At 62.2% G+C, this 14,766-nt stretch carries 11 protein-coding genes; 2 read left to right on the top strand and 9 right to left on the bottom strand.

Annotation, left to right across the window (positions count from 1 at the left end; genetic code table 11):
* Nucleotides 1-18 precede the first annotated feature (18 nt).
* From ppnN to grxD, 7 genes are all read right to left on the bottom strand, one after another.
* The gene (ppnN, locus tag B0E48_RS14185) at nucleotides 19-1,419 is read right to left on the bottom strand and encodes a nucleotide 5'-monophosphate nucleosidase PpnN (protein ID WP_077518803.1); all 1,401 of its coding nucleotides are present in this window, start codon (nucleotides 1,417-1,419) and stop codon (nucleotides 19-21) included.
* Nucleotides 1,420-1,576: 157 nt separating this feature from the next.
* The gene (locus B0E48_RS14180) at nucleotides 1,577-4,930 is read right to left on the bottom strand and encodes a carboxypeptidase regulatory-like domain-containing protein (protein WP_077518802.1); all 3,354 of its coding nucleotides are present in this window, start codon (nucleotides 4,928-4,930) and stop codon (nucleotides 1,577-1,579) included.
* 319 nt (nucleotides 4,931-5,249) lie between these two features.
* Nucleotides 5,250-7,664 (bottom strand): TonB-dependent receptor, encoded by a 2,415-nt coding sequence (locus B0E48_RS14175; protein WP_254423976.1) that lies wholly within the window; start codon nucleotides 7,662-7,664, stop codon nucleotides 5,250-5,252.
* 638 nt (nucleotides 7,665-8,302) lie between these two features.
* Nucleotides 8,303-10,015 (bottom strand): lysophospholipid acyltransferase family protein, encoded by a 1,713-nt coding sequence (locus B0E48_RS14170; RefSeq protein WP_077518800.1) that lies wholly within the window; start codon nucleotides 10,013-10,015, stop codon nucleotides 8,303-8,305.
* A 114-nt stretch (nucleotides 10,016-10,129) separates the two neighbouring features.
* On the bottom strand, nucleotides 10,130-10,729 hold the full coding sequence (locus tag B0E48_RS14165; RefSeq protein ID WP_077518896.1) for a YhgN family NAAT transporter: 600 nt from the start codon (nucleotides 10,727-10,729) through the stop codon (nucleotides 10,130-10,132).
* Between the two features lie 66 nt (nucleotides 10,730-10,795).
* Nucleotides 10,796-11,566 (bottom strand): SDR family NAD(P)-dependent oxidoreductase, encoded by a 771-nt coding sequence (locus B0E48_RS14160; RefSeq protein ID WP_254423975.1) that lies wholly within the window; start codon nucleotides 11,564-11,566, stop codon nucleotides 10,796-10,798.
* A complete protein-coding gene (grxD, locus tag B0E48_RS14155) occupies nucleotides 11,563-11,886 on the bottom strand; it encodes a Grx4 family monothiol glutaredoxin (protein WP_077518799.1) in 324 nt (107 codons plus the stop codon). Before grxD ends, B0E48_RS14160 begins: the two co-directional genes overlap by 4 nt.
* A gap of 112 nt (nucleotides 11,887-11,998) precedes the next feature.
* On the opposite strand from grxD, the gene B0E48_RS14150 reads away from it, so the two are divergent.
* The gene (locus B0E48_RS14150; RefSeq protein WP_077518798.1) at nucleotides 11,999-12,577 is read left to right on the top strand and encodes a Fe-Mn family superoxide dismutase; all 579 of its coding nucleotides are present in this window, start codon (nucleotides 11,999-12,001) and stop codon (nucleotides 12,575-12,577) included.
* Nucleotides 12,578-12,729: 152 nt separating this feature from the next.
* Here the strand turns inward: B0E48_RS14150 and B0E48_RS14145 are convergent, their stop codons facing one another.
* Entirely contained in the window at nucleotides 12,730-13,917 is a 1,188-nt protein-coding gene (locus B0E48_RS14145) for a 5-(carboxyamino)imidazole ribonucleotide synthase (RefSeq protein WP_077518797.1), read from the bottom strand.
* Nucleotides 13,914-14,417 (bottom strand): 5-(carboxyamino)imidazole ribonucleotide mutase, encoded by a 504-nt coding sequence (purE, locus tag B0E48_RS14140; protein WP_077518796.1) that lies wholly within the window; start codon nucleotides 14,415-14,417, stop codon nucleotides 13,914-13,916. The genes B0E48_RS14145 and purE overlap by 4 nt, the downstream gene beginning before the upstream one ends.
* Nucleotides 14,418-14,486: 69 nt before the next feature.
* On the opposite strand from purE, the gene B0E48_RS14135 reads away from it, so the two are divergent.
* The gene (locus B0E48_RS14135; protein ID WP_077518795.1) at nucleotides 14,487-14,759 is read left to right on the top strand and encodes a Trm112 family protein; all 273 of its coding nucleotides are present in this window, start codon (nucleotides 14,487-14,489) and stop codon (nucleotides 14,757-14,759) included.
* Nucleotides 14,760-14,766: the final 7 nt, after the last annotated feature.

Here is a 14,766-nt window from a genome sequence, read left to right as displayed (position 1 = left end):
ATTTGTGCGGCGAAAATTTCAGCTCGTTACTACCCGATAGCACGGTACGTAAGCTGCGCCGCCAGGGAGCTTCATGCGGTGTTGCTCGACGAACGCCTGCAGCAGTTTGTCGAGCGCACGCATGATGTCCGCATCACCGTCGATTTCGAACGGACCAGACTTCTCGATTGCCAGCACACCCTCCTCCTTCACGTTGCCGGCGACGATGCCGGAGAACGCCCGGCGCAGATCCGCCGCCAGCTCATGCCGTGGTCGATCATGATGGATCTGCAGCGCGCGCATCGCCTCGTGGGTGGGACGGAACGGTGTCTGGAAGGCCAGCGGCACCTGCAAGGCCCAGTTGAAAAAGAATGCATCCTTGGTGTCCAGCCGGTGATTGCGCACCTTGTCGATGCCCTTGATCATCGAGCGCGCGACGGCAGCCGGATCATCCACAATGATCTGGTAGTGCTGCGCCACTTCGTCACCCAAAGCCAGCCGCAGGAAGCGGTCAATCTGCTCGAAATACGCGGACGACTGCTTCGGCCCGGTGAAGATCAGCGGGAACGGTGTGCCGACGTTGTCCGGGTGCAGCAGGATGCCGAGCAGATAGAGGATTTCCTCGGCGGTACCGACGCCACCGGGGAACACGATGATGCCGTGTCCCATGCGCACGAATGCTTCGAGACGCTTCTCGATATCCGGCATGATCACCAGATGGTTGACGATCGGGTTCGGCGATTCGGCGGCAATGATGCCCGGCTCGGTGATGCCGATGTAGCGATTGTTGCGACGCCGCTGCTTGGCATGCGCGATGGTCGCGCCCTTCATCGGCCCCTTCATCGCGCCAGGGCCGCAACCGGTGCAGATATCCAGCCCGCGCAGCCCCAGCTGGTAACCGACCTGCTTGGTGTATTCGTACTCGTCGCGCGAGATCGAGTGACCGCCCCAGCACACCACCAAGTTGGGATCGATATGCGGCTTCAGGATGCGCGCATTACGCAGGATCTCGAACACGCCCTGGGTCAGCCCGGCCGAGCCATCCAGGTCGAAGCCGATCTGCTCCAGCTGGGTCGACACGTAGACGATGTCGCGCACTACAGCCACCAGCAGCTCGTTGATGCCGCGAATGATCTGGCCGTCCACAAACGCCTGTGCCGGCGCATGGCTGAGCTCGATCTTGATGCCACGATCCTGCTGCTGCACCTGGATGTCGAAATCCGGATATTGCTCGAGGATTGCGCGGGGGTCGTCGCTGATGCTGCCCGAAGTCAGTACCGCCAGCGCGCAGCGGCGCAACAAGGCATGCAGGCCCGAGTCGCTCGCACCGCGCAGCCGCGCCACCTCGTTGCGGGAAAGGATATCCAGGCCGCCGACCGGCGAGATGCGCGCGCTGACCGTGGCTGATTTGTCGCGCGCGGCGGTGTTTGTATCGTTCATCCGGTTCATTCTCCTGACCGCTGTCCGCGGCATGCCTTCCATCATCAAACGTGAGCTGACCTTGTAGCTTCACGCGCCGAACCCGTACCGTCAAGCGCGCAAAAAAAAGCCGACGCCCGTGAGGGCGCCGGCTGCTTTGTAGCAACCCTTCAATGAATCAGAAGGTGTACTTCACCGTCAACTGCAACGACCAACGCTGGGCCAGATCGTCGCCATTGTTGACGTAGGTCGGGATGGCCAGCGGGGTGTAATTGCCATTCTTGTCGATGTAATTGGTACAGGTCGCCGCACCACCACAGGAGATGTCGTAGATGTACTTGCCGGTAGCCGCATCCACGCCGTAGAAGTCGGCCAGTGCACGACCGCCCGGGAACGTCACGCGCTTCTCGATGCCCCAGTTCTTGTTCAGCAGGTTGGTGAAGTTGTAGACATCCAGCTTGATCAGGCCCTTGTTGCCCTTGAACAAGCCCGGGATTTCCTGGCTGAAACTCAGGTCGAGCTGGTTGAGCCAGCCCGCGCGAGCGCCATTGCGCCTGGCCACCTGGCCCTGGTGGTCCTTCAGGTAGCTGTCGTTCTGGATGTAGCTGTAGAACTGCTGCTGCAGAAGTGCATCTTTCGCGGCGTTGCCGGTCGTGCGGAACTCCACCTGGCCCGGCTTCGGAATGAAGACCAGATCGTTGGTGAAGGTATCGCCATTGGCATCATTACCGAACGCCCAGCTGTACGGGTATGCCGAGTGGCCGTCGTAGAACGCGCTGGCGCTGGTCACATAGTCGCCGAAGAAGTGATGCTGCCAGTTCAGTGCAGCGATCACCCGCCTCGGCACCGAGTAGTTCGACATGCTCGCCACGTTCTCGTTGGAGTTCATGACGTAGTTGTACTTGTAGTTCGACGACGCCACGCTGGACGTACCCGGATTCACTTCGGTCGCGCGGTTCATGGTGAAGCCGAGCATGCCGGACCATTCATTGCTGAACGACTTCTTCAACTGCAGGGTCAGGCTGTCGGCCTTGCCGCGGTTGCTGTCCGCCAGATTGATCGTATTGGCACTGAAGGCCGAGTTGGAGTTGTAGACCGACTGCTGGTTCTTGGCCTTGGGATCCAGGTTCGGGTACCTGTAGTAGGAATTGCGACCATCCGGCAACTGCTCGGTAGGCGCGCCCAGGTTGATCGCCTGGTACCAGATCGCATCACGTTGAATGATGTGCTCGTAGTCGGCGGTCGCCACCAGGCCCCACCACGGCAGCTCCTTGTCGAAGCCCAGGCTGAGCTTCCACGCACTGGGAATCAGGAAGCCGGGCGAGATCGTGTTGACCGTCATCGCGCCGGAGCCCACCGGGCCGTCGTTCTGGGCGGACGGATCCGGACTGAATGGCGGCAGGGTCGCAGGGTTATTGCATGGCGCCTTCTGCGTCGGACCGCAGTTGAACTGGGTCTGGGTGATGCCGGAGTTGGAGAAGATGTTGCCGATCCACACGCCCGGGGTGTTGGACACGAACAGGCCGGCGCCACCGCGCAGCTGGGTCATGCGCTCGGTTTCGAAGGCATAGTTGAACGACAGGCGCGGCTGTACCACGCGGTTGCCGTTGATCGTGGTCTGGTTGGTACGGCCGAAACCACCGGTGGACTGGTTCCTGTTTTCGCCAGTGCCACCGACGACGCCCGGCGCCGCGGCGAACTTCGCGTTGTACAGCGGCAGATCGTCCATCAGCGGAATATCCACGCGCACGCCGTACTGCACCGACAACTGGCTGTTGACCTGCCAGGTGTCCTGCAGGAACACGCCGTACTGCTTCAGGCCGTAGCCGGCCGCGGTTTGCGCCAGATCCAGTCCGTTCGCCGGACGGTTGTACTGGTACTGGTAGTAGTTGCCGGCCAGGAAGTTCTGCAGACCGGTATTCGTGCTGCCGGTCAGATTCTCGAAGGTGTAGCTGCCGAACAGGTTCTGCACGAACAGGTTGTAGAACTGGTCCTTCTGGAAATCGACACCGCCCTTGACCGTGTGGTCGCCGAGGAACAGCGTGCCGGCCCACGCCGCATTCAGGGTCTTCACCTTGAGCACGTTGGCCTGGCTGGAGTATTCGGTACCGAATTCCACCGACGGACCCGGGTACACATTCGGATAGATCCGGATATCGGGCATCTGCGTACCGTTGTACGGGCCGCGGTTCTGGTCGAAGTTGGAATACGACACCGTGGTGTCGCTGGAGAACATGTCCGACCAGTCATCGTAGAAATGCAGCGCATAGTTCTTGTTGTCGACGGCAGTCTTGTACCAGCCGCTGGAGAGCACAAGGTTGGTCGTGCTGCCGGTGATGATCGGCTTGTTTTCCTTGGTCTCGGTATAGGTGAAGCTGGCGCGATGGTTGTTGCTGATATTCCAGTCGATCTTGGCAAGGTAGCGCTTGTCGAGCAGGTTCGAGTTGCCGCCGCCGACCGAGCCGATGTCGGTCAGGCCATACTTCGCCGCCGCATCACGCACCGCCTGCACCTGTGCGGACGTCAGGCCGGCGACCGGCGAGGCCGCGCCCGAATCGGCCGGGCCGTACGGACTGCCGGGGCCGATCTGCGTGCTCTTTTCGTACGAACCGAAGAAGAACAGCTTGTCCTGGATAATCGGACCGCCGACGGTGGCGCCACCCGTCCAGGCGCGCGAAAAACCCTTGTACGACACACCAGTCTGGTTGTCGCCGATCATCTTGTCGTTCTGGTAGACGTAGTACACCGAACCATGGAACTGGTTGGTACCGCTCTTGGTCACCGCGTTGACGGCAGCGCCCAGGCCACGGCGATTGGCCACGTCATAGTTCGCGGTGGAGATGTTGTATTCCTGGATCGTGTCCTGCGAGATCGGCGTGCCCAGCGTCGGCAGGCCGTTCGCGTTCAGGCCGAACGGATCGTTCGCGCTGATCGAGTCGACGGTGATGTTGTTGTAGCGGCTGTTCTGGCCGTTGGCCGAAATTTCGCCACGGGCGCGGTCGGTGATGACCACACGCGGATCCATGCGCACGATGTTCTGGATCGAACGACCCGGCGTCGGCTGGGCGTTCAGTTCGGCCAGCGAGATATTCGTGCTGATGCCCTTGTTGTCCGACGAGAACGTCTGCGACAGCGCATTCGCCGACACCGTCACACCATTCAGATTCTTCGCGTTCTGCGCCTGTGCGCCGCCGGCCATGGTCAGATTGACCGGGGTTTCCTGCGCCAGCTGCAGGTAGACATTGTTCTGCTCGACCTTGGTCACGCCGTCCTTGGACACGGTCACGTCGAACGGGCCGCCCACACGCAGACCCTGCGCCGCATAGCGACCGTCTGCGTCAGTCGTAGTGGTCTTGGTGGTGCCCGACGGCTCGTGCACGATCTGCACGGTGGCGCCAGCCAGCGGCTGGCCGTTGGCGTCCAGCACGCGGCCGGAGATGGCCGACGAGGTGTCCTGGGCCAGGGTGGGCGTAGAAGCAAGCAGCGCGGCAATGGCCAGCGGCAGCAATTTCGTGCGAATAGTGCTTTTCATCGAACATCGACCCCATGGTGATTCGCAATAAATGACGAGCCAGGGCAACAAAAAAAGACACCTCGCCCACCGGACTTGTTCCGTAGGGCAATGATTTTTTTGCTTGTTTTCCCTGACGAGACTGACCGCAGCCAAGCTATCTGGCACGTTCGGCCCGGCTAAAGTTACGCGCAGAATATTACAATTTCGTAACTTTGAGCAATATTTCGTAATTTTTTGCAGACCGCCCAAGGGGTTGTGTCAGCCACAAAAAAGCCGGCACCCGAAGGTGCCGGCCTGATGAACCACGCAGTCGTTGCCGTGGTGTGTGACTTCGCTTTTAGAAGAACGAGGCGCCGAAAGTCACCATGAACGTACGCCCCTGCAACAGCGAATAGTACGGCTGGGAAGCAAACAGGGTCACGCCGTTCTGGTCCTTGATCTTGGTCGGGTTGGCCGCGAGGAAGGCACTGATGTTGTTGGCATTGGTGAGCGCCTGGCGATCGGTGAGGTTGAACAAGTTGAGCTTGATGTATGGCTTGCGGAACCATGACGAGAAGTCATCGAACTTCCAGCCCGCACTCAGGTTGAGCGTGGTGTAGCCGCCCACACTCTGCGTGTTGGACCAGTCACCCCAGATCGCGCTGCGGTACTTCGCGTCCAGGCTTGCCCAGAACGGCCCCTGGTCGTAGCCCAGGCGTACGTAGCCGATGTTCTTCGGCGTATTCAGCAGGGTCTTGCCGTCGGTGCTGTAGATGCCGTCGCCCAGGCTGTTGAGATTCGCCTCCAGCGTGGACTTGGTGTACGCGTAGGAGCCATACAGCGTCCAGTTCGACGTGATCTTGTAGCTCGCCTCGGTGTTCAGGCCGCGCATGTGCACCTTGGGCAGTGACAGGTACACCGTGGCGAAGGTCGTCTCGTCGAAACCGGAAATCTGCTTGTTGTTGAGGTTGGACGCGTAGGCATCGACGCTGGCCGAGAACGTGTCGTTGTAGAAACGCCAGCCGAGGTCAGCCGTGGTTGACGTTTCCGGCTTGTTGATGAAGTCGCTCACCGGCACGGTCTGGCCGGGGAAATAGGCCGCCGCCGCATTTTGCAGGGTGGCGCCGTTGATCGGCGCGCGGAATGTCCGGCCCATGCCGAAATAGAACTGGTTCTGCTCGTTCAACTGATACTTGACGCCGGCCGTCGGACTCCAGTCGTGAAACGTCTGGCTGAAGTCGGCTACGCCGTACTGTGCGTAACCGGGACGCACCGAACCCGGGTACTGATAATCGAAACCACTGCGCTGCACCCACAGATAGGAGGCGCCCGCCGTAATGGTCCACTGGTCATTCGGCGTCCAGGTATCCGTGGCGAATGCCTTGCGGGTTTCGGTAGCCGTGTATTCGTTGTAGGCCTTTTGTGCCGAGCCACTCTGATAGCGGATCAGGTCGACGTCCCCCCAGTTGTCGGAGGGAACGCCCGTCGTCGGATTAACCGGAGTGAAAGACTGACTCTGCTCCTGGCGCGGACGCTCATACCACACGCCGTACTCGAGGCTGTTGTTTTCGCCGAAGTCCTGATTCAGCTTGGCAATGACACCGGGGCGCATCGTATACGTGTTGCTGATCGAATACGCCAGCGCCTTGTTGGTCTTGCCACCGACCACGCCGTTACCGTTGAGATCCTGATTGGTGTACTGATACCAGTTGTAGTTGTTCGCGGACGTCGATTCGGTGAAGACCGAGCCGCCGCCGGCGCCGCCGTTGCCGTACTGGATGTACGGCACCACCGACAGATGCAGGTTGTCGCTCAGCTTGAATTCGCCATCCATACTGACCAGCCAGCTGCGGAAGGGGTTGGTATGAAGCAGGTAGAAATTGGTATCGGTGGGCGTCAGCAGGGTCGCGTCATAGTTCTGATTGTAATTCTGCTGCGCCTGCGCCTTGGTCAGGCTGTCATAGGTGTTGTTGAACTCGCGGTTGTACTGGAACGAGGCCGAGATCGAGTTGTTGTCGTCGATGGTCCACAGCGACTTGCCATCCACCTTGGTCACTTTCTGCTGACCGGGACCACGCCAGAGGTCGGCCGTGTTGTCGGAGTAGGACAGCCAAGAACGCACTGGGCCGGTATCGCCGGTATTCAGACGCAGGAAGGTGCGGCGATAGTCATTGCTGCCAAACGTCTGGCTCACGTCCAGGCCGGCGGTATGCGAGGGGTCGATGGTGGCCCAGGCGATCGAGCCGCCGGCCGCGCCGGCGATCGGCGTATCCACGTCCGGATAGCCTTGCAAGACGGTGACGTCGCCGTAGTTCTCGCCATCACCATACTCGGTCGCATAGACCTTGTAGTTGCCGCTGTCGTTGATCGGCGCGCCATTGACGGTGGTACCGATCTCGTCGCTGGTGAAGCCGCGGATGCTGTAGTTGCCGTTGGCGAGGCCGGTATAGTCGTCAGTGGAAGCATTCACACCCGGAATACTCTCGATCATTTGCGAGAAGTTCACGCCCGGCGCCGCCTTGACGATCGCGTCGCGGGTGATCGTGGAAACCGCCTTGGGCGCCGTCTGCACCGACATCAGGCCGCCACCCAACGACAGCGACTGCGCGCTGACCTGGACCGTGCCCAATTGCTGTACGCGCTTGGTGTCATTGGAGGTGGTCGTATTGGAGGTGCTCGACGCATTGGCTCGTTGCGCCGGCTTGGTCGTGGCCGTCTGCGCGGTGCCGGTTTGATCCGGGGCACTCTGCGCCAACACCATCGATGATGCCATCCCGAAAACCAGGGCGATTGATACAGATAGGTAGGTTCGTTTCATTATGGATTCCATCTTGCAAGTTCAATCAAATGAATGACCGGTTCACTGGCCGATCGTATAGCCGTCTTTTCATGACTTTCCGGATCACTGGACATCCCCTGCCCAGTTCATCCGGCCATATCGGGAACTTTGGTAACTCACCCATGTTCCAAGCAACTCGTTTCAATCAACGACAAAGCAGTTTCATCAACAACATTTCGCAAATTCATGTGGCGCAAACCCATAAAAAGCGAAAGAAAAAACGCAAATTGCAGGCACAAAAAAACCCAACTGCATAGCTGGGCGAGAAAACGTGTCTAATTTCGTAATTACTTGTGATTATTCCACGCCAATCCGGTGGCATGCTGCTCTGATCCAGGCACTCCGCTATTGTCTTAGTTTTACCTTACAACAATTTTACAATATTTCCAGCCATTGACGGCCAGGTCAAATGGCCATGTCCAGTCGTTCTGTCGACCACAACGGGGCCACGGGCACATCACGCGGTAATCGCAAAGCCCAGCCTTCACTTCAGGAACAGGATCCCGTCTGTTCGCCTGCCGAGTACCACTTCATGGCACTCGTTGAGCCAACCTGTCGAAGGACGACAGCCATCAGGCTGACTTGCCGAGATAGCGCGCCCGCTTGAGCGGTTTGAGCGCGGCCAGATCCAGCATCACCAGCCCGTCCACGCAACCGGAAAACCCCGGATCCTCGCCGAAATCGAGGAATTGCACGCCGTCGGGTTCCACCAGGTCGACATACTGGCGATACAGCACCGGCAGGCTGACGCCGAGCGCATCCAGGTGATGCTTCAACTTGCCCAGGCCGGCGGAAGCATCGAGTCCCGCCAGCGCCAGTTGCACGCCACGAATGACCTCGGCCGAAATCACGAATGGCTGTCTCGCAGCAGCGAGCCCTGGGGCGCCAAAATAATGCTGGTGTGCCGCTGCAATCCATTCGCGCGCCTCGCGCGGCAGGCTGACCGACATGCTTACCGGACCGAACAAGTAGCGCAGTTCCGGATGGCGCTGCAGATACAGGCCGATGCCCTGCCACAGCTGATCCAGCGCGCGTGAACGCCAATACGCTGGTGCGATGAAACTGCGGCCCAGTTCCAGTCCCTGCGCCAGTCGGGATTCCAGTGCCGGCGAGTAATGGAACAGGCTGGAGGTATACAGACCGGCCATGCCACGCTCACAGATCAGCCGACCACCGTGACCGAGACGATAGGCACCGACAATCCGCAAGGCCTGCGGATCCCACAGCACCAGGTGCTCGTAATGCGGATCCCAGGCATCCAGGTCGCGCCGCTCCCCGGTACCCTCGCCGACCTTGCGGAACGTCAGCTCGCGCAGTCGACCGATTTCGCGCAATACGGTGCTGTCGGCCACCCCCTTGAACAGCAACGCCTGCTTGCCATCGCCGAGGTCGGCCAGCTTTTCGGCCCGTGCCAGTTCGGCGGCGACCTGTGCGGCCGGTTCGGGGTGCGCCAGTGGCGCCTGTCCACCAAAGATCAGGCCGCGATGCCGACCGACGCGGTAGACATGGCGGCGCATCAGTCGGGCGGCCTGCGTTGATGAGCCCGCACTGCGCTGTTCAAGCTCAGCGGGCGTGACCAGCGCGCCGATGCTGAAACCGATCCGTCGGCTGCCCGACGCCACCGCCTCACGCGGCAGCATCGCCGTACTCAGTGGCCGGGCAAGCATCGACATGCCGTAGAACATCGTGGAATTTCGCGCCGCAACATGCACCGGCAAAACTGGCACCTTGCGGCGCAACGACAAGCGCGCAAAACCATCTGACCAGCGCCCGTCGCGCACACCGTCGGCGCGCATCCGCGATACCTCGCCCGCCGGAAACACGATCAGCGCCTCGCCGTTATCCAGCGCGCGGTAGATGCCACGCAGACGCGAGGCCGCACCCTTGCCGAACACATCCACCGGCAACAGCAAACGACCCAGTTGCGGCACCGTCGCCAGCCAGTCGTTGCCGAGCATGCGCACATCGCTGCGTACCGAACCAATCAATTGCAGCAGCGCCAGCGCATCCTGCATGCCCAACGGATGATTGGCCACCACCAGTAATGGGCCATCGATCGGAATGTGTTCGCGCTCGCGCGAATTGACGTGATAGCTGGTGCCGAGCACATCCAGCACGCGCTCGACAAAATCAAAACCGGTGGCCGTGCCGACCCGATCCAGCACGCGGTTGAAACCATCTTCGTCGGCCAGTCGCCCGAGCATGCCGGCGACCGGACGACGGATGGCGGGGTATTGCGCGAGCCAGGGCAGGCGCTCGACCAGAGACTGCTCGATACTCAGCATGACCGTGTCCTCGAATCGACCTCCTCCATCCTGAAGGTCGAATGTGACAAGCGGTCGATGACGCGATGTCCCGCGGCAGCCTGTCCAGCGCGCCGTGGCTTCAGGCGACTGCGTTCAGACGGCCAGATGCAGGAACGACGCCACGCCGGCCATGAACATCTGTACCGACAGCGCGATCAGCAACATGCCCATCACGCGTTCCAGCGCGGTCAGCACGCTCTCGCCGAGCCAGCGGAACAGATAGGTGGCGCTGAGCAGGATCACTGAAGTGGCCAGCCACGCCAGCAGCAGTGCGACCACCCAGTCGGCAGTGCGCCCGGGCTGGGTGTTGGTCAACAGCAACAACGCCGCCATCGCCGACGGGCCGGCCACGCCGGGAATCGCCATCGGCACGATGAACGGCTCGCCCTGACCGGGCTTGCCGAAGATACCGCCGCCGTCAGCCGGCGGAAATACCATGCGAATGCCGATCAGGAACAGCACGATGCCACCAGCAATACTGATCGAATCCGGCTTCAGCTGCAGCAACTGCAGCAGGTGCTGGCCACCGAACAGGAAGGCCAGCAGCACGCCCAGCGCAATCAGCAATTCGCGCACCATCACCCGGCGCCGGCGCTTCGGCGGCACGTCCTTGAGCAGGCTCAGGAAGAACGGGATATTGCCCAGCGGGTCCATGATCAGAAACAACATGATTCCCGCGGACAACGTGGTCATCTGCGTTTCCATCTCGACTCCCTTCTCGTGAGGCGATCACCACGCCGGCGACACCGGCGCATGCATTCAGTCGACACGCAGATCCAGCACCGCACCTCGCGCCGCCAGTGCCTGCGCACTGAGCAGATAGACCGCGGCAGCAGCCGTGGCATCCGGCAGCGGGCGCCGCATGATGTCCTCGCCGAAATACGCCTGCCGCCGCAGCGCGGTACGCATCGGCGCCGGCAGCAGCGCATGCGTGCGCAGCGGACCGCTGTCGGTCTCTTCGTGCAGGATCGCCACGAAGCGCTCCAGCGCCGCCTTCGACACGCCGTAGCCACCCCAGTGCGCGCGTTGCAGCAGCTCGGGATTGTCCAGCATGAACACCGCGGCACTGTCGCTGGCCTGATTCAGCAGCGGCAGGCAGGCCTGGGTCAATGCGAACGGCGCCGAGACATTCACATGCAGCGCGCGCAGCCAGTCGTCCGGCTTGTGCATCGCGATCGGCGTCAGTCCGGTGAAGCTGGCGGCGCAATGCACGATGCCATCGAGTCGGCCAAGGTCGCGCTCCAGCCCTTCGGCCAGCGCGGTGTATTCGCGCGGCGTGGCCACTTCCATGTCGAGCGGATGGATCACCGGCTCGGACAAGCCTTCGGCCAGCATCGCGTCGTACAACTGCTCCAGCTGGCGCTTGCGCTTGCCGGTGATCACCACGGTGGCGCCGGCACGGGCTACCGCACGCGTCACTGCGCTGCCAAGGCCACCATAGGCGCCGGTCACCAGCACCACGCGATCGGCCAGGGTATCGGCAGCCGGCATCCAGTTCGCCGGCAAGCGGGCCACGGGCAGGCCGATCAAGGCGCCACTCCGGTCACGTCACTGGCCATGCGCGCCAGCTCACCGGCAGCGTTCAGATCCTCGATGATGTCGCAGCCACCGATCAACTCGCCCTGGATGAACAGTTGCGGGAACGTGGGCCAGTTCGCGAAATGCGGCAACGCGGCGCGCACCTGCGGATCGGCCAATACATTCACGGCATGGAACGTCGCCCCGGCGCTGGACAGCGCCTGCGCGGCGCGGCTGGAAAAACCGCACATCGGGAATTCCGGCGTGCCTTTCATGAAAAGCACGATGGGATGCTCGGCCAGCGTGGCCCGGATTTGCTCGTTAATGTCCATAGTTCGGTGTTTCATCTTTACAATGCAGACAGACCGATATTGTATCAGTCAGCCGTCGGCTGCCGTCCGCTGCGCCGACCTATCTCCCCAGCCACCGACAAGGAGCCTCATCATGGCGATCGAACTTCCCCCGCTGCCGTACGAGAAGAACGCACTGGAACCGCACATCTCCGCCGAAACGCTGGAATATCACTACGGCAAGCATCACCAGGCCTATGTGACCAACCTCAACAAGCTGATCGAAGGCACCGAGTTTGCGGATGCCGCGCTGGAAGACATCATCAAGAAGTCCTCCGGTGGCGTGTTCAACAACGCCGCGCAGATCTGGAACCACACGTTCTACTGGAACTCGATGAGCCCCAAAGGCGGCGGCGCACCGAGCGGCAAGCTGGCCGACGCGATCACCAAGGCGTTCGGTTCGTTCGACAAGTTCAAGGAAGAGTTCAGCAAATCCGCCGCCGGCAACTTCGGCTCGGGCTGGACCTGGCTGGTGCAGCGTCCGGACGGCTCGCTAGGCATCGTCAACACCTCGAATGCGGCCACCCCGATCACCGGTAGCGACAAGCCGCTGTTCACCGCCGACGTGTGGGAGCATGCCTATTACATCGACTACCGCAACGCCCGCCCGAAGTATGTGGAAGCGTTCTGGAACCTGGTGAACTGGGACTTTGCGGCCAGCAACCTGGTCTGATTGCGTGCGCCAACAAAAAAGTGGAGCCGGCAACGGCTCCACTTTTTTTGCGCGCGACAGTTTTGTAGGGCGGCCACTGCCCGCCGCTCTCGCTCGGTGAAACCAAAAGCCGGCGGGCAGTGGCCGCCCTACGAAACCAGGGTGTGCGCTACCTACGAGTGACCCAACGACTGCAGCACCGGCTCCGCCTGCACCTCACGCTCCAGCGTGCTGGCCAACGCACTCAACCGCGCTGCCAGCTGCCTGGCATCCGGCGCGCACAACGTGGCATGACCCACCTTGCGGCCCACGCGCGCCTGCTTGCCGTAATCGTGCCAGTGCGCATCGACGGCGCGCAGCACCGGTTCTGCCGTAGGCAGCTCACCGATCCAGTTGAACATCGCCGACACGCCGCGCGCGCCGGTGTCCCCCAGGGGCATGCCGAGCACGGCGCGCACGTGATTCTCGAACTGGCTGGTGTGCGCGCCTTCGATCGTCCAGTGACCGGAGTTGTGCACCCGCGGCGCCATCTCGTTGCCGAGCAACTCGCCATCCTTGACGAACAGTTCCAGCGCGAATACGCCCACGTAATCCAGTCGCTCGGCCAGTGTGCGCGCCAGTGTCGTGGCACGCCGCTGCAACGATTCGATATCCGGTGCCGGCGCCAGACTCATCGCCAGCACACCGTCGGTATGCCAGTTGCGGGTCAACGGCCAGATGCGGAAATCGCCGTCGCGGCCACGCGCCGCGATCACCGACAACTCGCGCTCGAACGGCACGAACGCTTCCAGGATCAGGCCATGCTTGGATGCCTGCGCGCCGAGCGCCGCCCACGCGGCAGCGGCATCGGCCGCACTCTTCAGGCGGAACTGACCCTTGCCGTCGTAGCCGAGCCGGCGCGTCTTGAGGATCGCCGGCGCACCGATGGCGGCCAGCGCCTGATCCAGTTCCTCGCGCGTATCCACGGCCATGAATTCGGGCGTCGGCAGGCCACATTCGCGAAACAGGGTCTTCTCGGCCAGCCGATCCTGCGCCACCGCCAGCGCCTGCGGCGCCGGCGACACCGTCACCCGCTCGGCCAGCCAGTGCGCCGTCTTGGCCGGCACGTTCTCGAAATCGAAGGTGACCACATCGACCTGCGCGGCAAACGCTTCCAGCGCGGCATAGTCGGCCCAATCGGCCACCACCAGCGGCGCGACCTGCCCCGCACAGGCGTCAGCCGAGCTGTCCACCACCAGGGTCTTCACGCCCAGCGGCGCCGCGGCCAGCGCCAGCATGCGCGCGAGCTGACCACCACCCAGGATGCCCAATACAGGCTGGCGGCGCGCACCCGTGCGCGCAAGTTCAGCAGGCGCGCTCATTGACGCGGATCCGGCTGCCCCAGTACGGCCTGGGTCTGGCGAGCGCGCCAGGCCTCGAGTGCCGTGGCCAGCACGGGATCGTGCAAGGCCAGCACCGCCACCGCCAGCAAACCGGCGTTCACCGCACCGGCCCGGCCGATCGCCAGCGTGCCCACCGGAATGCCGGCCGGCATCTGCGCGATCGACAGCAGCGAATCCATGCCGTTGAGCGCCTTCGACTGCACCGGCACGCCAAACACCGGCAGGCGCGTTTTCGCCGCCAGCATGCCGGGCAGATGCGCGGCGCCGCCGGCGCCGGCGATGACCACCTGGATACCGCGCCCCACGGCCTGCTCGGCATAGCTGAACAGCAGATCCGGCGTACGATGCGCGGAAACCACCTGCACCTCGTGCGGCACACCCAGCTCGGTCAGCACATCGGCCGCGTGCTGCATGGTTTCCCAGTCCGAACGCGAACCCATCACCACGCCAACGCGCGGCGGCTTGGTAGTTCCTGTCATGGCCGAGCCGTCCAAAAACCGTTATTGTACGGGCTTTCCAGCACCTCGACACCTTCCAGAAAACCCATCATGGACAAGCGTCTACTCGACATCCTGTGCTGTCCGGTCAGCAAAACGCCGGTACGCCCATTGAGCAAGCACGAGCTCGATGCACTGAATGAGGCAATCGCAGCCGGCCAGGTCGACTCCGTCGCCGGCACCGGTGTGCGCGAGCGCGTGGCCGAGGCGCTGATCACCACCGACCGCAAGGTGATCTACCGGGTCGAGGACGGCATTCCGGTGATGCTGCCGGAGGAAGGTATCGGCACCACGCAGCTGACGGCGTTCCCGACGACCCCGTAAGATCCTG

The organism is Rhodanobacter sp. C03, assembly GCF_002001175.1.
Lineage (GTDB): Bacteria > Pseudomonadota > Gammaproteobacteria > Xanthomonadales > Rhodanobacteraceae > Rhodanobacter.
This window is presented reverse-complemented; position numbering and strand designations above follow the sequence as displayed.